Genomic DNA, 13,908 nt, shown 5'->3' on the forward strand with positions numbered 1-13,908 from the left:
CATGGATCGCCTCATCTACACGGCGCTGAGCGGCCTCGACGCCCGCTCGCGGGCCCAGGCGGTGACGGCGAACAACCTCGCCAACGCCGGAACACCGGGGTTTCGCCGCGAGCTGGTGGCTGCCGAAGGCCGCTATCTCGACGGCGACAGCGCCGTCAGCCGCGCCCAGGCCGGCGCGCCGAGCGTCACCACCCCCGCCGAACCCGGTCGCATCACCATCACCGGCCGCCCGCTCGACATCGCGCTGGCCGGCGACGCCTGGCTGGCGCTGCAGGGACCGGTGGTCGGCGGCACGCCGACCGAGGCCTATACCCGCCGCGGCGACCTGTCGGTCAGCGTCGGCGGCGTCCTCCAGACCGGCGACGGCAAGGCGGTGCTCGGCGCCAGCGGCAGCCCGGTCACCATTCCCGCCGGCGCTGCCCTCGATATCGCCGCCGATGGCGGGCTGTCGGTGCGCATCGGCGACGCCGTCACCAGCCTCGGCAAGCTGAAACTCGTCGCCGGTGCGGGCTTGAGGGACCTCGACAAGGGTCTCGACGGGCAGTTCACCAGCAGAACCCCGCTGCCGATCGACCGCACCGCCACGCTGACCACCGGCGCGCTCGAAAATTCCAATGTCCAGACCGCCGGCGCGCTGACCGAACTCGTCGAGCAATCGCGCGGATTCGAGGTCAATGCCCGGCTGCTCGGCCTTGCCAAGGACATCGACGAACGCACCGCGCGCCTGATGGCGCTCGACAGCCAGTGAAGGAGCACCCCCGATGACATCCGCCCTGCAGATCGCCCGCTCCGGCCTTGATGCGCTCGACCAGCGCATGCGAACGATTTCGAACAACCTGGCCAACGTCAACACGACCGGATTCAAGCGCGATCGCGCCGCCTTCGTCACGCTGATGTACCAGGATCCACGGCAGGCCGGCGCGCCATCGGGCGCCGACAGCCAGTACGCCACCGGCCTCGGCACCGGCACCGGCGTCCGCGTCAACGGCACCGAGCGGATCCACACCCAGGGCACGCTGGTGCAGACCGAAAATGCCCTCGATGTCGCCATCGAAGGCGCCGGTTTCTTCGCCGTCACCCAGGCCGACGGCAGCATCGCCTATACCCGCGACGGCTCGTTCAAGCTGTCGGCGACGGGCGAAATGGTCACCTCCGCCGGGCTGCGGCTGGCCCAGGGCGTCACCATTCCCGAAGGCGCGCAGGCCATCACCATCGCCCCCGACGGCATTGTTTCCGCCACCATCCAGGGCCAGGCAGTGCCGGTGGAGGCCGGCCAGCTGCAGGTGACGCGCTTCCTCAACCCCGCCGGCCTCGAACCCAGGGGCGACAATCTCTACGCCGAAACCGCCGCCAGCGGTGCGCCGCAGACCGGCATCGCCGGGGTCGATGGTGCCGGCAGCATCCGCCAGGGCGCGCTCGAAGGTTCCAACGTGTCGACGGTGCAGGAACTGGTCGACATGATCGAGACCCAGCGCGCCTATGAGGTCAATGCCAAGGTCATCAACGCCGCCGACGAGATGGCGCAATATGTGACCCAGAATGTCTGAGGTCGTGGCCCCCAAACGTCGCCGCCGCAGCCGCAGCGACCCGTTCGACGTGCGCAACCTGCGCCGAAGCGCACTGCAGCGCCCGCGCCGGCCGTTCGATTTCCAGGGCCCTGCCCTGCTCGTCGCCATCGGTCTCGTCATGCTGGCGCTGACCGGCTGCGCCGACGAAGGTTTCGGCCGAGCCCCCGGCGTGGCCGCGACGCTGCCCTTGCCCCCCGCGGCGCCCTCGATTTCGACCGGCAGCCTCTACAATGCCGCCACCTTCGCAAGCCTCGCCAGCGACCGCCGCGCCCGCCGCGTCGGCGACCTGCTCACCATCCGCCTCGTCGAACGCACCCAGGCACGCAAGTCGGCTACCGCCGACAGCAGCCGCGACGGCAACACGCGGCTGACCCTGCCCGACGCCCCGCCCTTTTCCTATGTGCCCGCCGGCCTCACCTCCGGCGGCTCGACGCAAAGCTTCAAGGGCAGCGGCACCGCGGCGCAGGACAACCAGCTGACCGGCGACATCACCGTCACCGTGGCGCGCGTCCTCCCCGGCGGCGTCCTCGCCATCGCCGGGGAGAAACGCCTGACCCTCAACCGCGGCGAGGAACAGGTGCAACTGACGGGGTTGGTCCGCATGGACGACCTCGGCCCCGACAACAGCGTGGCGTCGACGCGCGTCGCCGACGCCCGCATCCGCTATTCCGGCACCGGGCAAATTGCGGACCAGAGCCGCCAGGGCTGGCTGGCGCGCTTCTTTGCCAAGGTGTCGCCGCTGTGAGCGCCACCACATCCTCCCTCTCAAGGGGGAGGCGACTCGCCATCCTCCTGCTCGGCATCATCGCCCTCCTCCTCGCCGCCCCCGCCCAGGCCGAACGCATCAAGGATATCGCCCACTTCGCCGGCGTGCGCGCCAACGCGCTCAGCGGCTATGGCATCGTCGTCGGCCTGTCGGGCACCGGCGACGACAACCTCGAATACACCGTCCAGTCGCTGAAATCCGCCGCCGCGCGGCTGGGCGTGATGCTGCCGCCGGGCGTCAACCCAGGGCTCAAGAACGCCGCCGCGGTCATCATCACTGCCGAGCTGCCGCCCTTTGCCAAGCCCGGCCAGCGCCTCGACGTCACCGTGTCGGCGCTCGGCAAGGCCAAGTCGCTGCGCGGCGGCACGTTGCTGATGGCGCCGATGCAGGGCGCCGACGGCGAGGTCTATGCGCTGGCGCAGGGCAATCTTGCCGTCGGCGGCTTTGGCGCGGAGGGGCGCGACGGTTCCAAGATCGTCGTCGGCACGCCGTCGTCGGGCCGCGTGCCCGGCGGCGCCAGCGTCGAACGCGCCGTGCCGTCGCCCTTTGCCGGCAGCGCCGAGCTGACGCTCGACCTCGACAACCAGGATTTCAGCGCGGCACGGGCCATCGCCGACGCCATCTGCGCCAGCGGCACCCCGGCGCGCGCCGTCGACGCCGCCACCATCAGCATCAGCGCCCCCGCCGACACCGCCGCCCGCATCGCCCTCGCCGCCCGCATCGAGAGCCTGGAATTAGCGCTTGCCCCGCCACCGGCACGGGTGATCGTCAACGCCCGCACCGGCACGGTCGTCATCGGCGGCGAGGTCCGTATCCTCGCTGCCGCCATCGCCCACGGCAATCTGACCGTCCGGGTCACCGAGAACAGCCAAGCGAGCCAGCCCGGCGCGCTCAGCGGCGGCAGCACCGTCGTCACCCAGCAGTCGCGGGTGGAGGCCGGCGAGGCCCCCGCACGCATGTCGCTGTTCCGCCCGGGCGCCAAACTGGGCGACATCGTCGACGCGGTGAACGCGCTCGGCGCCGCGCCGGGCGACCTAGTCGCGATTCTGGAGGCGCTGAAGGCCGCCGGCGCGCTGCGCGCCGAACTGGTGGTGATCTGATGGACCTAGCACCGCCCCGCGCTTTCGCCCTCGCACCGCCACGGCGCCTCGACGCGCCGTTGTCAGGCCACGCCCGCACCAGCGATGCCGAAGTCGCGCTCAAGTTCGAAACGCTCATCGCCGAGACGCTGCTGCGCTCCGCCCGCGCGGCAAAGCTCGGCGACGACGGCCTTGGCGACACCGGCGACTCCATCCGCGACATGGTCGACCACCAGCGCGCCGAGGCCATTGCCCGCGCAGCGCCGATCGGCGTCGCGCGGCTGCTCGCCGAAGCCCGCAAATGACCGACCTGCTCGGCATCGGCGCGTCGGGCGTGCGCGCCTATCAGGCGGCGTTGGCGATCACCGGCGACAATGTCGCCAATGCCGACACCCCCGGTTACGTGCGCCGCACAGTCACGCTGTCGACGGGACCGAGCGGTGCCGGCACACCCTTGAGCCGCGATCGCAGCGGCGGTGCCGGCGTGCTGTCGGGCGATATCGGCCGCGCCACCGATGCGCTGAAGCTGACGGCGGCCCGCAACGCTGCGGGCGCCGCTGCGCGCTTCGTCGCCAGCGCCGACTGGCAGACGCGGCTGCAGGGCATCGTCGCCGACAGCGACCTCGATGCGCGCATCGGCGGCCTGTTCGACGCCGCCACCGACCTTGCCGCGGCACCCACCTCGACCGCCGCGCGGGTGATCTTCCTCGATCGCGCCGGCCAGGCGGCGGGCAGCTTTTCCAGCCTCGGCGCCAGCCTTGCGGCGCTCGCCGACGACATCCAGGCCGCCACCGACACCGGAGCAGGCGAGGTCAACGCCATCGTGGCCGCCCTTGCCGGCGTGAACGACGAGCTGCGCCGCACCCAGGCCGGCGGCAATGCCGCCAACGGCCTGCTCGACCGCCGCGACACGCTCCTCGCCGACCTTGCCGACCGCATCCGCATCGACGTGACGATCAGCGATCGCGGCACCGCCACAGTGCGGCTGGGCGCCGGCGGCGGCGCGCCGGTGCTGGTGCCTGACAAGGGTGCCGCCCTGCGTATCGCCGTCCGCGACGGCGCCAGCGGCGCCGAACTGGTGCTCGACCCCACCCACCGCGCCGAAGTCATCCGCCTGCCCGCCAGCGGCAGCCTGGCGGGGCTGATCGACGCCGCCCGCCAGGTCACGGCGGCCCGCGCCGAGGTCGACGTGCTGGCGACGCGTTTTGCCACCGGGGTCAATGCCCAGGCCGTCGCCGGCACCGACGCGCTCGGCGATCCGGGCCAGCCGCTGTTCAATACCGACGGGCTGAGCGTACGGCCGGGCAAGGCTAACGGCGGTTCGGCGGGCATCGACGTGACGATCGCCGACGGCGCGGCCCTCGCCCCGGGCGGCTATCGCCTGCTGAAAGACTCCGCCGGCTGGACGCTGAGCCGTGCCGACGGCAGCGCCACCGTCACCGGCCCGGGCACCATCACCCTCGACGGCGTCACCGTGCGCCCCGGTGCCGGCGCGCGTGACGGCGATGGTTGGTTCCTCGATCCCGCCGGCGGCGCCATCGGGATGTCGCTGCGGCCCATCGGTCCTGAGCGCCTGGCCGTCGCCGACCGCTTCATCGCCGATGCCGACAGCGGCAACCGCGGCGATGGTGCCGTTGTCCTCGACACCGATCCCGCCGCCGCGGCCTTCGTGCCGCAGCCGCCGTACCGCGTCACCATCACCGCGGGCGGCACCGCCGACATCACCGACATCGCCACCGGCACGCTGCTGCTCAGCGCGCCCATCGACGGCAGCCGCATTATCGGCGCCGGTTTCGGCATCACGCTGACCGGGACGCCCGTCGCCGGCGACAGTTTCCGCATCCTCACCACCGGCGCCGGCAGCAGCGACAACGGCAATGCGCTGAAATTCGCCGATGTCCGCGCAGCCATCGGCCCCGGCGGCACCATCGAGGCCAGCCTCGACGCCGGCATCGCCCGCATCGGCTCCAGCCTGGCCGAGACAGACCGGTTGCGCGCCACCGCCATGGCGGTGGCGTCGGATGCCGCGCTCGCCGCCGATGCCGTCTCGGGCGTCGATCTCGATCGCGAGGCCGCCGAGCTGACCCGGTTGCAGACCGCCTACCGCGCCAATGCCCAGGTTATCGCCGCCGCCCGCGACCTGTTCGACACGCTGATCGGCATCAGCCGGTGACCCAGGTCAACACCCGCGCCAACCATGCCGCCGCCGTTCAGCGCATGACCGACCTGTCCGCGCGCGTCGACACCCTGCAGGCACAGATCGCGACGACGAAGCGCGTCACCCTGCCCGCCGACGATCCGGTCGCGTTCACCCGCGCCGCCACGCTGCGCCGCGCCGACGTCGCCGCCGGCGCGACCGGCCGCGGCATCGATGCGGCCACGCGTCGCCTGACCGCGACCGACGTCGCGCTGGAGGGGACCACCAATCTCGTCCAGCGCGCCCGGGAGCTCGCCCTGATGGGCAGCAACGCCACGCTGGCGCCCACCGACCGCGCCACCCTTGCCACCGAGGTCGCCGAGCTGGGCAAGGCCTTTGCCGGCCTCGCCGACAGCCGCGGCAGCGATGGCGAGCGGCTGTTCGGCGGTGCCGCCGCCGATGGACCGGCCTATACTCCCGATGCCAATGGCGTGATGACCTGGGCCGGTGCCGGGACCGCCCCGACGCTCGTCATCGGCGGCGCACGCGTCGCCACCGGCATCGAAGGCCCGCAGGCCTTCGGGCGCTCCGACGCCGCCACCGGGGCCGCCGACCTGTTCGCCACCTTTGCCGGCCTCGCCGCCGCCCTTGTAGAGCCTGATACCATGCTGCGCGAGCCGGCGCTGGCCGCCACGCTCGACCAGCTCAGTGGCCATGTCGATCGCCTCGCCGATGCCCGCGCCACCGCCGGCGCCCTCCTCGCCCGCCTCGACGCCGAAACCGAGCGGCTGGCGCGCACCAGCCTTGCCACCAGGGCCGACCTGTCGAAGCTGGAAGATCTCGACATGAGCGAGGCCATCGCCCGCATGCAGCGGCTCATCACCGTGCTGGAGGCCAGCCAGGGCGTATTCGTAAAGACCAGCAATCTCAGCCTGTGGGACCTGCTGCGCTAAGTCCGTCGGCCGTCGCGCCGTAACTCCCGGGGTGACAACAGCACTGCCGGGGAGCAGGACCATTGATCTCCGTACTCGGCCTCATCGTGCTGATCGTCATGGTCTTCGGTGGCTTTGCGTTGACCGGCGGCAACCTCGGCGTGGTGCTCCACGCCCTGCCCCACGAGATGCTGATCATCGGCGGCGCCGCCGCCGGCGCCACGCTGGTCGCCACCGACATCAAGGGCATCAAGGCGATGGGCGGCGGCTTTGCCGCCATCGTCAAAGGGCCGCGATATAAAAAGGCCGACTACAGCGCGGCGATCTTCCTGACCGCCCGGCTGATGAAGATGTTCCGCAACGATGGCGCCGTCGCCGTCGAGCCGCACATCGAGGATCCGAAATCGTCGAGCATCTTCGCCGAATATCCGCAGTTCCTGAACGACCCGGTGTTTCTTCATCTGCTCACCGATTCGATCCGGTTGCTGGTCGTGTCGACCGGCAACCTGCCCGCCCAGGCTGTCGAGGATGTCATCGACACCGCCATCGACACCCATCACACCGCCGCGATGCGCCCGGTCGAGCGGCTGACCACCATGTCCGATGCCCTGCCGGCGCTCGGCATCGTCGCCGCCGTGCTCGGCGTCATCAAGACGATGGCGTCGATCGACAAGCCGCCGGCGATCCTCGGCGGCATGATCGGATCGGCGCTGGTCGGCACCTTCCTTGGCGTCTTGCTGTCCTATGGCATCGTCGGCCCGGCGGCGGCCCGGCTGAAGGCGGTGATCGATGCCGACAGCGAGATCTATCTCGTCGTCCGCCGCGTCATCATCGCCAGCCTGCGCGGCCAGCCGCAACCGCTGGTCATCGAGGCGGCGCGGACGGCGATCGGCCCCGACAACCAGCCGACGTTCAGCGAAGTCTTCGACGGGCTCAGGGCTGCCAAGTGAAGCCGGACCTCAATATCGAGCCCGAGATTGTCTATCGCAACCGCAAGGGCAAGCATCATGCCGCACACCACGGCGGCGCCTGGAAGATCGCCTATGCCGATTTCGTCACGGCGATGATGGCGTTCTTCATGCTGCTCTGGATCATCGGCGCCACCAACGAGGACCAGCGCAAGGGCATTGCCGACTATTTCACCCCGACGATCATCCAGATGAAGAACAGCGGCGGTTCCAACGGCGTCATGGGCGGGCGCTCGCTGCAGGCCGATGAGGGCCAGGCGCCGCACCCGACCCTCACCGGCCCGCGCGCGTTGGCGGTAACCGGCGGCGGCGGCGGTGGCCCGCTGGCGCAGGACATAGCCTCGCAGGAGAAAAAGAACCATCCGGGCAACCGCCGCGCCGCCGACGAGGCGCGCTTTCGGATGGTCGAACGCATCATCGCCTCGCGGCTCGCCGGCGATCCGACATTGAAGGGGCTGAAAGGCCAGATTCGCCTGGTGCGGGTCCGCGACGGCCTGCGCATCGATATCGTCGAGCGCGCCGATTTCTCGATGTTCGCCATCGGCACCAGCGTCTTCACGCCCGCGGCACTGGCGCTGGTTCGCACCGTCGCCAACGCGCTCGTCGAGGCCCCCAACCGGCTGACGGTCCGCGGGCATACCGACGCAATCGGATTTCGGGAGGCGACCGGCGCCAACAACTGGACGCTTTCGACCCTGCGCGCCGACGCCACCCGCCGCGCACTCGCCGGCAGCGGCATCGACGATGGCCGCTTTCGCCGCATCGAAGGCGTCGCCGACACCGATCCGTTCAACCCCGCCGACCCCACCGACCCGCGAAACCGCCGGATCAGCGTGACGATGATGTTCAACGACTGATGAGTTGCCGATAGACGGCGACGGTCTGGTCGACGGTGCTGTCCCACGTAAAGGCGGCAGCGCGGGCATGGCCGGCCGTGATGGCGTTGCGGCGTGCGTCACTGTCAGACAGCCAGGCCAGCGCAGCGGCATAGTCGTCGGCGCGCTGCTCCCGCGCCCAGATCACTGCATCACCGCCGACTTCGGGCAGGCACGACTGGTGCGCCGCGACCACTGGGCAGCCGCATGCCATCGCCTCCAGCAGCGGCAGCCCGAAGCCTTCGTAATCGGACGGGAACAGCAGCGCATGGGCCTGGCCATATAGCCGGCGCAATTCATCGTTGGAAATGCCGGCAAAGCTCCGATAGCGGCCGGGGAGCCGCGCCTCGAGCAGCGCCAGTTCGTCGGGTGCCAGCGCCGGGCCGACAATGCCGAGCGACAGTTCCGGCAGCGCCGCCACCGCGGCAACGGCAAGGTCGAAGCGCTTGTAGCCACCGCGCTGGCCGACAAACAGCACCTGGCTGGTGGCCGGCGGCGGCACCTCGGCGGCGAACCAGGCGGCGTGATCGACCGCCAGCGGCACCGTGACGACCTTGGCTGGGTCAACGTGCGGCCAGCGCGCGATCAGGTCGTTGCGGGTGCTTTCGGAAATGCAGATGACAGCGTCGGCCGCGGCCACCGCGCCACGTTTTTGCACCGTGTGGGCCAGACGGGCGGCGCCGCTGCGATAGCGTTCGTAGATGAAGTCATAGACCGTCACCACCGATGCCGGCCGCTTCTGAAACGGCGAGCGCAGGGGCTGGCGATAATAGCTGGAATGCTGGATGTCGCAGCCCGCCATCAGCGGCGCCGGCAAGTAGCGCGCAACCTTTGGTGGCAATGATTCCGTCGCGCGAGGCAGCGGGATGGCGGCGATCTCGTCGGCACGGCCGCTGATGATGCGCGCCGGCATCAACAACGACGCGTCGACGCCCGGCCGTGCCGCCAGCAACCGCGCGAGCTCGATCCAATAGGTCGAGATCCCGCCGAAGCGCTGCAACCCGAATATGATAGAATCAAGTCCGACGTGCATGGGCACTGTCCGCGCGTGTAAAGCGATCCATGACAATCAGCAGGCGGAGCCCGGCAGCGGAAAAGATCAGCACCAGAACAAGTCCAGGGTGGATATTTCGAAAGCTGAAGAATAGAAAAGCGGCCAAGGCAACCTGGGCGGCCGTTAGCATCGGCCCCCGCATGAACAATCGTCCAAGCATTCCGACCGCGACGGCGAAAGCGCCGATGAAGGCCGAAAAGGCAACCGGCCCAAAAATGCCAAAAACCAGGCGAAAATCCGAAACGAGACCCGGGAACACGTTACCGGCGCCCAGGATCAGGTCGATATCGTTTCTCGCCATGTTGTAGATCAGCAAATGGTCGGGGATATGTCGCTCGAAACCAAAAAATCGCGGCGTCACGTACGTAAACGGGACGGCGACGAAGTTCCGAATGTCACCACCCGGGTAGCTCTGCATCTGCTCCATCACAAAGACGAGCTCGCGAAACATGTCATTGTTGACAACCAACAGGGCAAGCACCGGATTGGTTTGCCCTGTGGATACGGAATAGCGAGCACCGATAGTCATCGCGATCGGCACTATGAACATAATGGCGGCAACCACGCCAATGACGAGACGACCGCTGGACACCGTGCTTTGCCGGACGCGCTCGCCACTTGCAATGGCCACGAGCACGACGACCAGCACCATCAGGATCGTGGCTCGTGTCCCTGTGCCAAGGAATACCAGGATAATTGATGCAAAGGCAAAGCCCGTCGGCATCGACACAAGTTGCCGCTTGAGCGTGGCATAGCCGACAACAAAAAGGCCAGTGTAGATCACCGCGATTTCAAGAAGTGCGCGCAGCGAATCGGTGGCTGACGACGAAAAATTGTCGAAATCCATGACTTCGCGTGCCGACACTCCGCCCGTCGCCACCTGGATCAGGATGTACCACCCCTTATCGGCGAAGTACCACGCGAAAAGGCCGATAGCTGCCGCGAAGAGCCCTATAGAAATAACGCCCGACGGCATGACCGGCTCGCCACGCCGCGGGTCTCTGACCGCCGATGCATCGACAACGCTTGGAAGAAGCGAGAGGGTTACAAGCGCCGCCAGATGATAAATGAGGACAATCCATACAGCTTCCCGCGCCACCAGTGGATTGGGCAGCACGGGATCTTCGCCAAGATAGCCGCCGGCGAGGATGTTGATCGATGGTATCCAGTACCAGTAAGCAAAGGCGGCATTGACGGCGACGAATATGGTCCGCGTTGCGACAGATTTCTCTATCTGTGGCCAGGCAAGGATGGCGGCAAGCCCGGCCATGACAATCGCAAGATATGCGATCACAGAACCTGTCCCTCTGGTGTGTCGACGGGACGTGACAGCCAGCGCAGCAATACCAGCGCCTCGAGCGCCCAAGCGATCCCGAAAGCGACCGCGATACCAATGCCACCGCCGTTGCTGCCAAACATCCAAACTCCGAGGGTAAACACCGAAAACAGCATGATCCGGATCGCGAACAATGTTGCAGATTTGCCCCGCAACTGGGCAGCATAACGGCTCCAACGGTTCGCCGATACGACGCAATCGAAAAACAGGACCATGAAGAACAGGAGCCGATGCACGATGATCGGTTCTGGTATAGTCACCGCAACGGCGGGGACGAGCAATGCACCGCTGAAAAGGGTCGCCATCACGATAAACAGCGAAATAGCCATCGCCAGGCCGTTGCCGAAAATGCGCAGTTCGCTCGCCGCGGTGCGTAGGCTGCTGTCGATCTTCTGCATGCGACGGAAGCTTTCGGCGTAAAGCGGCTCGATAACCATTATCGCCACGATGCCGATGCGACGAGCGAAGAAATAGACGACAAGGAGTTCAGGACCGAGCATGGCGCCGACCACGATCTTATCGGCGATCTCGGTCAGCGCAGACCCGATATCGAACCACCAGTTGCGCAGTATCTGCCGCAGCCCACCTAGAAAACATTCATCTTGCGGCCTGACAAAATGTGACACGAGATTTGGGATATAGATTAGAGCGAGGCGCAGAATATCGGGGATGACGAAGTATGTAACGATGATCGCTGCTCTGTCGCCGGCAAAATCGGGAAGATACCCGACCGATTGCGCCAGCGGCGTAGCCCAGATTAGTGGCACCCTGACCATGTTCGGCAGCAGCACCCACAGCATGTATCGCGGCCAACGCTCCAAGGTACGCAGCCGCGCCTGACACGACCCGAGCGCCTGCACCGCCAGGCTGACGAACATCGGTACCGCGCCCGCCTGCACTGTGCTCAGTCCTGGGATGGGTAGATTCAGGCCGACGCCCAGAACCAGAAGGGCCAGCGCCACGCCACCAAGCTCGGCGACTGCGCCTTGGGAATATCGCTGCGCGGTATCGGTGTCATCCCGGCTGCCTAACAGATAGACAAAGCACTGTGGTACGCAGGTAACAACGACGATCTGGACAATAGCCTGCACGAGGATGATCTCGCCCAGCATGCGGTCACCGAACGCTGCCGACAGCCCGATGAAGAACAGGACCGACAATCCGGCTGCCAGGCCCGACGTCAACGTCGGAATTCCCAGGGCCCTCACGGTGTTGCGGGTCGTCCGCAGGCGCAGCAATGGCCAATCCGCCGGCCGCGACCATATGCCGGCGCACTAGCGGTTGTCACCAATAAGCCCCGCCCGAAATTTCAAAGTTCTGGTATCCAGGCGGACGCTCTTCAGGACCGGGACGCGTCCAAGCCGGCGTTATCAAGGATCGAAAGGCGCTATTGGTTTCCCAGCGGTTGCCCATTATGCCGAACAGCAACTGCGTCACGCCACCCAGGACAATGGCGGTGGCACCACGCGCTTTGGCACGGAAGCCGATCGGCAGACCATAAGCGCCAGCCCCGATCACAACGACCTCCGGGTCGGTATCCGCTACCATGCGGTCAAGACGGTCGAGATTGTCAAACCAGCTCTGCCCCGATGTGTCCGCCTCGCATTGAGTCTGGGGCGCCTGAACGATTTTGAGATCACATTCGCCGAGCAGCGGCGTGGCGAAAAGCTCGTTTCGCCGCTCCCACTGCTGGGCGATCGTCGTTTTGAACGGACTGACGATGGTCACCCGCTTTCCGGCCCAGGCCAGTGTCCAGCGGTTCGTGCTGAAAAACGGGTTAAGATCGATAAGGCGACACTTCGCGGCCGCAGGTGGACAGAGCAGCCGATCGTGAGCGGTCCAGGCGGCATAGAGGTCGATGCCGGCAATACACTTCACATAGAGCGCCGACAGTTCGTCGATGCTTTCGTCCGTTGTCGGGAAATAGCCGGCGAGCAGCTTCAATCGTTCACGATTTAACGGCTGGTAATGCGCGCTATCGGCGCGGCCTAGCCGTTGGTTCAGATACCAGGCAGCAGCCCGACCTTCCGTTTCTCCCACGCGCGCGACCATGCGACCGCCCTCGACGATCATGCGGGAGATCGCCTTCTGTGCGTCCTCGGCCATGATATCCGGCATAGGCACGCCCCTGAGCGCATTAACCTGCGGGATATCAAGCAAGGGACCCAAGCGATACTTCACGCGCGTTATAAACGGATCACGATCAGCCAACACGCGACTCCCCGGTACGCAACTTGCTGGAGGCAGCATCTGCCAGCAACGTGATCAGTTCTGGACCGCGGGTGCGGGCCCGCCAGCCCAGCCGCTCCTCAGCCAGCACAGCCATGCCGCAGCTGTAGCCAAGTTCATTGGGGCGAAAGAATGCCGGATCGCTGTCAATGTGATCGCGATGGTCGAGCCCGAACCTAGCGAAAGCTGTAGCAACAAAATCGTCGAGACTCATCGGATAACCCGTTGCGATAACGAAATCCTCGGGCTCTTGCTGCTGCAGCATAGCCCACATTGCCTCGACATATTCGGGAGCATAGCCCCAGTCACGCACAATATCCGTTTGGCCCAGCACCAGCCGCTCTGCGCTGCCAGCCGCAATCCGCGCAGCCGCGTGAACGATCTTGGACGTGACGAAGCGCGCCGGCCGCAACGGGCTTTCATGATTGAACAAGATACCTGTCGCAGAGAATAGGCCATAAGCCTGACGCCAGGCGGCCACCTGCCAAAACGCACTGGCTTTAGCGACCCCGTAGGGCGATCGCGGTCGAAACGGCGTTGTTTCGTCAGCCGGGAAGCCACCGGTGTCGCCAAAGCTTTCCGACGATCCCGCAGAATAGAAGCGCGCGCTGGGCCGTGTCAGCCGGATGGCCTCCAACAAGTTCTGAGTGCCCAAAACGATGCTTGACAGCGTTTCGGCGGGCTGGGCAAAGCTCAGGCCAACGGAGCTCTGGCCGCCGAGGTTATAGATTTCATCGGGGCGGCAATCGCCGAATAGCTCGATAACCGAGCCGAGATCGAGCGGATTCATGGAGCGCTTGACGACAGCCTTGGCGACATCGAGCACCTGCAAGTTGGCAAATCTGCGTCCCTCGGCGTCGCGCGACGTACCCCAGACCTCGTAGCCCTTGTCGAGCAGCAACTGTGAAAGATAAGCGCCATCCTGACCGGAGACGCCGACAATAAGTGCACGCGGCATCGGCCG

General features: G+C 66.8%; 14 protein-coding genes. 9 read left to right on the forward strand and 5 right to left on the reverse strand.

The annotated features are described in order from the left end of the window. Position 1: 1 nt before the first annotated feature. From ACP7AI_RS05445 to ACP7AI_RS05485, 9 genes are all read left to right on the forward strand, one after another. A complete protein-coding gene (locus tag ACP7AI_RS05445; protein WP_426164919.1) occupies positions 2-748 on the forward strand; it encodes a flagellar hook-basal body complex protein in 747 nt (248 codons plus the stop codon). 13 nt (positions 749-761) lie between these two features. Further along, on the forward strand, positions 762-1,547 hold the full coding sequence (flgG, locus tag ACP7AI_RS05450; RefSeq protein WP_426164921.1) for a flagellar basal-body rod protein FlgG: 786 nt from the start codon (positions 762-764) through the stop codon (positions 1,545-1,547). Then, positions 1,540-2,313: a flagellar basal body L-ring protein FlgH gene (locus ACP7AI_RS05455; protein WP_426164923.1), complete on the forward strand. Its 774-nt coding sequence runs from the start codon at positions 1,540-1,542 to the stop codon at positions 2,311-2,313. The genes flgG and ACP7AI_RS05455 overlap by 8 nt, the downstream gene beginning before the upstream one ends. Beyond that, positions 2,310-3,434, forward strand: coding sequence for a flagellar basal body P-ring protein FlgI (locus ACP7AI_RS05460; protein ID WP_426164925.1), 1,125 nt, complete (start codon positions 2,310-2,312; stop codon positions 3,432-3,434). The genes ACP7AI_RS05455 and ACP7AI_RS05460 overlap by 4 nt, the downstream gene beginning before the upstream one ends. Continuing rightward, positions 3,434-3,718, forward strand: a complete 285-nt coding sequence (locus tag ACP7AI_RS05465; protein WP_426164927.1) for a hypothetical protein — start codon at positions 3,434-3,436, stop codon at positions 3,716-3,718. Before ACP7AI_RS05460 ends, ACP7AI_RS05465 begins: the two co-directional genes overlap by 1 nt. Continuing rightward, complete coding sequence (locus ACP7AI_RS05470; protein WP_426164929.1) at positions 3,715-5,586, forward strand: FlgK family flagellar hook-associated protein; 1,872 nt, start codon at positions 3,715-3,717, stop codon at positions 5,584-5,586. Before ACP7AI_RS05465 ends, ACP7AI_RS05470 begins: the two co-directional genes overlap by 4 nt. Continuing rightward, complete coding sequence (locus ACP7AI_RS05475) at positions 5,583-6,503, forward strand: flagellin (protein WP_426164931.1); 921 nt, start codon at positions 5,583-5,585, stop codon at positions 6,501-6,503. The genes ACP7AI_RS05470 and ACP7AI_RS05475 overlap by 4 nt, the downstream gene beginning before the upstream one ends. A 62-nt stretch (positions 6,504-6,565) precedes the next feature. Beyond that, positions 6,566-7,432, forward strand: coding sequence for a flagellar motor stator protein MotA (gene motA, locus ACP7AI_RS05480; protein WP_426164933.1), 867 nt, complete (start codon positions 6,566-6,568; stop codon positions 7,430-7,432). After that, on the forward strand, positions 7,429-8,307 hold the full coding sequence (locus tag ACP7AI_RS05485) for a flagellar motor protein MotB (protein WP_426164934.1): 879 nt from the start codon (positions 7,429-7,431) through the stop codon (positions 8,305-8,307). The genes motA and ACP7AI_RS05485 overlap by 4 nt, the downstream gene beginning before the upstream one ends. Here the strand turns inward: ACP7AI_RS05485 and ACP7AI_RS05490 are convergent. From ACP7AI_RS05490 to ACP7AI_RS05510, 5 genes are read right to left on the reverse strand one after another with little or no spacing between them, the layout of a single operon-like run. Beyond that, a complete protein-coding gene (locus ACP7AI_RS05490) occupies positions 8,297-9,325 on the reverse strand; it encodes a glycosyltransferase family 4 protein (protein ID WP_426164936.1) in 1,029 nt (342 codons plus the stop codon). The genes ACP7AI_RS05485 and ACP7AI_RS05490 overlap by 11 nt on opposite strands. A 16-nt stretch (positions 9,326-9,341) precedes the next feature. Further along, entirely contained in the window at positions 9,342-10,673 is a 1,332-nt protein-coding gene (locus tag ACP7AI_RS05495) for a hypothetical protein (protein WP_426164938.1), read from the reverse strand. Further along, entirely contained in the window at positions 10,670-11,953 is a 1,284-nt protein-coding gene (locus ACP7AI_RS05500; protein WP_426164940.1) for a hypothetical protein, read from the reverse strand. Before ACP7AI_RS05500 ends, ACP7AI_RS05495 begins: the two co-directional genes overlap by 4 nt. A gap of 46 nt (positions 11,954-11,999) precedes the next feature. Beyond that, a complete protein-coding gene (locus ACP7AI_RS05505) occupies positions 12,000-12,926 on the reverse strand; it encodes a hypothetical protein (RefSeq protein ID WP_426164942.1) in 927 nt (308 codons plus the stop codon). After that, entirely contained in the window at positions 12,919-13,902 is a 984-nt protein-coding gene (locus ACP7AI_RS05510) for a GDP-mannose 4,6-dehydratase (protein WP_426164944.1), read from the reverse strand. The genes ACP7AI_RS05505 and ACP7AI_RS05510 overlap by 8 nt, the downstream gene beginning before the upstream one ends. Positions 13,903-13,908: the final 6 nt, after the last annotated feature.

This window comes from Sandarakinorhabdus sp. DWP1-3-1, from assembly GCF_049896705.1.
Lineage (GTDB): Bacteria > Pseudomonadota > Alphaproteobacteria > Sphingomonadales > Sphingomonadaceae > Sandarakinorhabdus.

What these genes read in the sequence shown, in the direction of transcription:
- ACP7AI_RS05510 (WP_426164944.1), bottom strand. Translation starts at nt 13,902, where the DNA reads ATGCCGCGTGCACTTATTGTCGGCGTCTCCGGTCAGGATGGCGCTTAT.
- ACP7AI_RS05465 (WP_426164927.1), top strand. Translation starts at nt 3,434, where the DNA reads ATGGACCTAGCACCGCCCCGCGCTTTCGCCCTCGCACCGCCACGGCGC.
- ACP7AI_RS05455 (WP_426164923.1), top strand. Translation starts at nt 1,540, where the DNA reads ATGTCTGAGGTCGTGGCCCCCAAACGTCGCCGCCGCAGCCGCAGCGAC.
- flgG (WP_426164921.1), top strand. Translation starts at nt 762, where the DNA reads ATGACATCCGCCCTGCAGATCGCCCGCTCCGGCCTTGATGCGCTCGAC.
- ACP7AI_RS05445 (WP_426164919.1), top strand. Translation starts at nt 2, where the DNA reads ATGGATCGCCTCATCTACACGGCGCTGAGCGGCCTCGACGCCCGCTCG.
- ACP7AI_RS05470 (WP_426164929.1), top strand. Translation starts at nt 3,715, where the DNA reads ATGACCGACCTGCTCGGCATCGGCGCGTCGGGCGTGCGCGCCTATCAG.